This is a genomic window from Pararhizobium antarcticum (assembly GCF_001885585.1).
GTDB lineage: Bacteria > Pseudomonadota > Alphaproteobacteria > Rhizobiales > Rhizobiaceae > Pararhizobium > Pararhizobium antarcticum.
Map to the genome: position 1 here is coordinate 1 of NZ_LSRP01000160.1, position 5,439 is coordinate 5,439.

Annotated in this window: 3 protein-coding genes and 2 pseudogenes; 4 read left to right on the plus strand and 1 reads right to left on the minus strand. The window is 55.5% G+C overall.

All coding sequences use genetic code 11. The features are described 5' to 3' along the window. A partial coding sequence (locus AX760_RS26055; protein WP_071835921.1) for a diguanylate cyclase occupies positions 1-1,827 on the minus strand: 1,827 nt, incomplete at its 3' end. Between the two features lie 199 nt (positions 1,828-2,026). Here AX760_RS26055 and AX760_RS26060 point away from each other — a divergent pair. From AX760_RS26060 to AX760_RS26080, 4 genes and pseudogenes are all read left to right on the plus strand, one after another. After that, positions 2,027-2,343: pseudogene (locus tag AX760_RS26060) on the plus strand (transposase); the annotation flags it as partial. Between the two features lie 369 nt (positions 2,344-2,712). After that, a pseudogene (locus AX760_RS26070) lies at positions 2,713-3,882 on the plus strand (IS3 family transposase). A 237-nt stretch (positions 3,883-4,119) separates the two neighbouring features. Next, positions 4,120-4,689 (plus strand): TetR/AcrR family transcriptional regulator, encoded by a 570-nt coding sequence (locus AX760_RS26075; RefSeq protein ID WP_071835923.1) that lies wholly within the window; start codon positions 4,120-4,122, stop codon positions 4,687-4,689. Next, positions 4,686-5,198 (plus strand): DUF6653 family protein, encoded by a 513-nt coding sequence (locus AX760_RS26080; RefSeq protein WP_071835924.1) that lies wholly within the window; start codon positions 4,686-4,688, stop codon positions 5,196-5,198. Before AX760_RS26075 ends, AX760_RS26080 begins: the two co-directional genes overlap by 4 nt. The last annotated feature ends 241 nt before the right edge of the window (positions 5,199-5,439 follow it).

The window sequence follows — 5,439 nt, forward strand, 5'->3', positions numbered from 1 at the left end:
ATAAAGCGCAAGATCAGCACACCCGACTAAATCCAGAGGCTGATCGACCTCGGGGCTTGCCGTCAGAGTGGTTACGCCCAAACTCACGGTTACAACCCCATATTCGCTGGCACCATGTGTCAATCCGAGATTGCGGACCGCCCTCTTGACTTTCTCCGCGATCCTAACTGCTGCTTCCGCGTCCGTGTCAGGCAGAACTATCGCGAATTCTTCGCCTCCAAATCGTGCGGCAAGATCGCCGGTCCGCCTTGCAGCTGTAGAGATCGCTGATGCAACGGCCTTCAAGCACGCATCGCCTGCCAAATGCCCATTAAGGTCGTTAAAGAGCTTGAAACGATCCACATCGATCAAAAGAAACGACAATGGCCTCGTTGTCCTTCGTGCAAGTTCGAACTCTCGCTGCAAGGCGTGATCGAGTGATCGGCGGTTTGGCAAGCCGGTCAGAGCGTCCGTTTCGGCAAGCCCTTTCATGTGGTCTGCCAGCAGCTTCAAAGACAGCTCAGACTGTTTAATGGCTGTGATGTCAGAAATAAGGGCCAAAACATTTCGATCCTCCGTTACGCGCGTTCGCAACGAAAGCCAGCGACCGTCTGACATTGGTATGGTTTCATCCATATCCATGAACAGGCTCTGAGCCGCGGTCTGGATGCTTTCTTCGCCAAGGTCGACCGGTAAATCCTGACGCTCGCCATTGCGTACGGCCGCTCTGATGATGTCGGAAATATGCGATCCGACAACCCGGGCATAGGCGGATTTCGGGAAAAACTGTCGGTATTGCTCGTTGCAATAGATGACCCTTCCGTCAGATCCGAACATCGCCAAGCCATCGGACATTTCAGCCATGGCTTGAGCCATCGTATTTTGGCTAGACTTGAGCTCCTGCTCGAGAAGCTTTCTTGCTGTAATGTCGACCGTCACACCTGCCAGTCCAATCAAGTCTCCTTGACGGTTGCGCAATGGCACCTTCGATGTCGAGTACCACCGCGGCTCCTTGCCCTCCTCGGCGAGAAACTCCTCGAACCAGCGAAGGGCGATCCCTGTCTGGAGAACAGCGCGCTCGTTGGCAATGAGCTGCTCCGCACGCTCCTTTGGCGCCAGATCATAGTCGGTCAGGCCGAGCATCTCAGAGGATTTTGCTCGACCATTGTGTCTGGCGACATTCAAGTTTGCCGCGACGAACTGGTGGTTGATATCCTTCACATAGTGATAGTCAGGAGCCTGCGTCAGCGCCGCGTACAGAATATCGCGCTCGAGTGTGAAGCGACTGAAATAAGCGAGGTACAAACCGATGACTCCGGTCGTTGCAAGATTCAGCACGACGCTCGGCGCACCGATCTCGCGCAAGGCTCTCCAGAATGTCTCCTGAGACAGAATCGCAAGTTCTGCCAAAGACAGGCACCCAGAGAGGACGGAAACGGCCAATATCGAAGGCTCAGAATCCATCGGGCGTTTGCCATACGTCAACCAAAGAAAGCAGCCCAGCGCGAGGACAGCAGCAATCGTTATGAGTGCCGATTCGACCCCTATACCACCCAGGTAGATGCGGAATATAGACGCCATAAAAGCCGTGATCACCGCAGCCACTGGCCCCCCGAACACAGAAGCTGACAGCAAGATGGGCAGGCGGAGGTCCAGGATAACACCGATGTCGAAGTGTACCGCCAGCAACATCGAGGCGATCGCTGCCAGGCCCAGCGTGAAGCCAAGGCCGACGTTTCTCCATAGCGTTGGCAGCCTGTAGAGGCGATGAGACAGGTGCGTCCAAGCCGAAATCAACAGTGCGACTGTGGCAAGATTGCCAGCTAGAACCTTCCACGGTTCATCCATTGATCGCACTCCTAAAAAAACACGACGACCGACCGGTGCAAGAGGTCTCTGCCACATTGTCAGCTGCACCATTGGATGCTGCCGAGTTCCTCAGTTGGTCAGCCTATTCTCCATTGCTAAAGGAGTGGTTTATGCCGTCATGACCGCTCGTCCTTCCACAGATCCTGTGCAACCATCGTCGAGATCGAAGAGATTTTTGATGAAAACGAGCAGATTCAGCAAGCCACAATTCCCTGCAATCCTTCGCCAACCAGAAGGTGGGGTCCCTGTGCCCAAGCTACGCCGGGAACAGCCGGGAACACGGGATGAGCACAGCGTCCTTTTACAAATGGCGATCCAGATACGGCGGCATGGACGTGTCTATGATCAGCCAGATGAGGCTCTGGAGGATGAGAAACGTTGGTTGGAGGACGTGTATAACGAGATGAGCATGTAGGCAGAACTGCTGAAGGAAGCTTTGGGAAGAAACGACACGGCCTGTCTCAACGCCGAGAGATGGCCGGGAAAGCGGTGGCAAATAGGTTAGAACAATCGGCAAAAATTCTCTACAACCTATCCAGCAACGGGAGACCAAACTAAAGCTGTTCAGGTCACCGCGAAAACTTCAACGCGTCGTTTTAGTTCCACGACCCGATCGCGAACCTTTTCGCAATTCATCGCCACGACATTCAATCGGACGAGGCATCCCGCTTCAGGCTTTGCATATCACAAAACGGCCGTCGGCGCTCGGACAAGCGGTTGACCGGCCCTACCCGCCGACAGGCCGCGTACTCGTAATCACAGTGGATCCAACATCAGCATCTGCGTGTTGCGTTGAGCCTACAACTGAATAGCCCCGAGATTTGTAGACACCTTCTTTCCTAATTTTGAGGCAAGAAGATCACCATGAGCAAATCGAATTTCAGCGAAGAGTTTAAGCGCGACGCGGTGCGTCAGATCACGGAACGGGGCTATCCGGTTGCGGAGGTTTCGCAGCGGCTGGGTGTGAGCCCGCACTCGCTCTATGAGTGGAAGAAGAAGTTCTCCTCCGTGTCTGGCAACCAGGGCGGCGACCAGGCCGACGAGATCAGGCAGCTAAAAAAGGAATTGGCGCGTGTCACCGAGGAGCGCGACATATTAAAAAAAGCGACCGCGTATTTCGCCAGGGATGCAAAGTGAAGTACGCTTTCGTTGCAAAGCATCAGCAGCGATTTTCGGTGCGGACGATGTGCCGCCTGTTGCGCATCCACCCCAGCGGCTTTTACGCTTGGCTCCGGATACCCTTGAGCAAGCGTGCCTGTGAGGACAAGCGCCAGATCGATCTGCTCCAGACGGCCTGGGAAGAGAGTGGCAAGGTCTACGGGTATCCGTTGGCCGGCAGGCGATTGCTACGCAATCACCGAGAGGCGCAAGCTTCATGACGACCTGCTCGATCACGGCGAGACATGCTGCCCCAACCGGGTTGCGCGTCTGACGCGGATTGCCGGGATAAAGGCTCAGATCGGCTACAAGCGACGTCCCGGAGTTTACGGCGGCAGGCCATCCATTGTCATCGACAACACGCTGGACCGTCAATTTGACGTTGCTGCTCCGGACAAGGCGTGGGTCACTGATATCACCTACATCCGGACCAACGAAGGCTTCGCCTATCTCGCGGTGGTGATCGATCTCTATTCCCGCCGTGTCATCGGCTGGTCGATGCAGAGCCGTCAGACAACGGATGTCGTGCTGCAGGCGTTGCTGATGGCTGTCTGGAGGCGGAAACCAAAGGAAAAGGTTCTGGTGCATTCGGATCAGGGATCGCAATTCACCAGCATGGACTGGGCAGCGTTCCTGAAGCACCACAATCTGGTTCATTCGATGAGCCGACGGGGCAACTGCCATGACAATGCCGTCGCCGAGAGCTTCTTCAATCTGTTGAAGCGGGAGCGGATACGGCGAAAGGTCTATCGCTCAAGAGACGAAGCCAGGCAGGACGTGTTCGATTACATCGAGATGTTCTACAACCCGAAGCGCAAGCATGTCAGAAACGGGATGCTGTCGCCCGTCGAGTTCGAAAAGCAGCAGAAAACGTAACCCGAGGGTGTCTACGAAACTCGGGGCTATTCAAACTATCAGTTCGGGGTAGCGAAAAACTAAAAGACCCGACGTCGGGCGTCTGCGGGACTGTTGTGCGCACTTCCATAGGCTCATCATCGCGCACTTGTAAAAACCGCTGTAAAAGGCTATGAACGAGTCTTCGTATCGTTCATAGGTTTATTGATGGCTAGGGCATTTACGGAACAAGACCGCGCAAGAGCAAAGCAAGCACTGATGGTTGAGGGTCGGCGATTATTCGTGGAGGGTGGGCTCAGGGCGATGTCGCTTGCTAGCGTGGCGTATAAAGCAGGAATCGCCAAGACTTCTTTTTATGCATTCTTCAACAGCAAAGACGCCCTCATCCTCGATCTTCTGGCGGCCGAAGCCCCCGGCGTCAGCCGTCGGGTCATGATGACGCTAGCCGATCCGGGGTTACCGGTAAATCAAGCGCTGTCTCGGTTTCTGCGTGCGTTGCTGTCAGAATACGAGACGAACCATTTTCTTGCCCGTCTTATCGCCGAGCCACAGACACTCGCTGCCATAGCAAAGCGTGTACGTCCGGAAGACGTCGAACTGAAGGCGGCATGGATGGAGCGTCCGCTCACCGCTTTTCTTCAGGCGCGTATCGAAACCGGAGAAATAGCTTTGCAACCGGTCGACACTCTACTGGACGTAATCCGATCAGTCTCACTCTTGTCGCTGCACCGTGATCGGTTCGGTTCGAAGCAAAAGTATCAAGCCGCCGCTGAAACACTCATAAACCTTGGGTCCGACGGTCTGACCAGACAGGAGACAGCTTCATGACTGCCGAAAGCCGCATTGCCCGTGCCTTTGGGCTAGACGATATGGGTTGGGCACGCCACGCTAACCCATGGAGCGGGTGGACCCGCTTTACCACTTGTCTGCCGCTTCTCGCACTTGCGATCTGGAGCCGCGTCTGGCTGGACTCGTGGTCACTCGTGCCGATTGCGCTCGCACTGTTCTGGATCTGGGTCAACCCTCGCGCATTTGCGCCGGTTCGTGACGATCGCGCGTGGATTGCCAGGGGCGTTTTCGGAGAGCGGCTCTGGTCAAACCGCCACCGCGTCGCCGTGCCTGATCGCCATCGAACCATGCCCAATATCCTGAACATCGGGTCGCTGTTAGGATTTCCCTTTTTGGTGTGGGGTCTGGCGTTCCTCGATCTCTGGCCGACCACGTTTGGCACGGCCCTGATCATTGGAGGAAAGCTCTGGTACATCGACCGGATGGTGATCATCTACGAGGACATGGTCACAACGCAGCCGGAACTGCGCTACCAGCCCCCCTCCTAACAAGACACCTCTTCGACGGAGACAGACGCGTCAGCGCCGCTTTCACCTCACGACCCCTGTGCGCCAGAATTATCAAATCTTGATGCTTGACGGCGACGAAGTTTTCAATTGTGGCCTCATTCAGTGGAGCCTAAAAAAGCCTCGTAGAAGCTTCACGAGGCCGCAGGCGCGGACTGGCCCGACTGGAAGAAATGTAAAATGTTAAACGCAGTGAGGCGCGATCTAGAGACCGCGTGAGTTG

Excerpts from the sequence above, each read along its gene's own strand:
- AX760_RS26080 (WP_071835924.1), top strand. The coding sequence starts at position 4,686 with ATGACTGCCGAAAGCCGCATTGCCCGTGCCTTTGGGCTAGACGATATG.
- AX760_RS26075 (WP_071835923.1), top strand. The coding sequence starts at position 4,120 with ATGGTTGAGGGTCGGCGATTATTCGTGGAGGGTGGGCTCAGGGCGATG.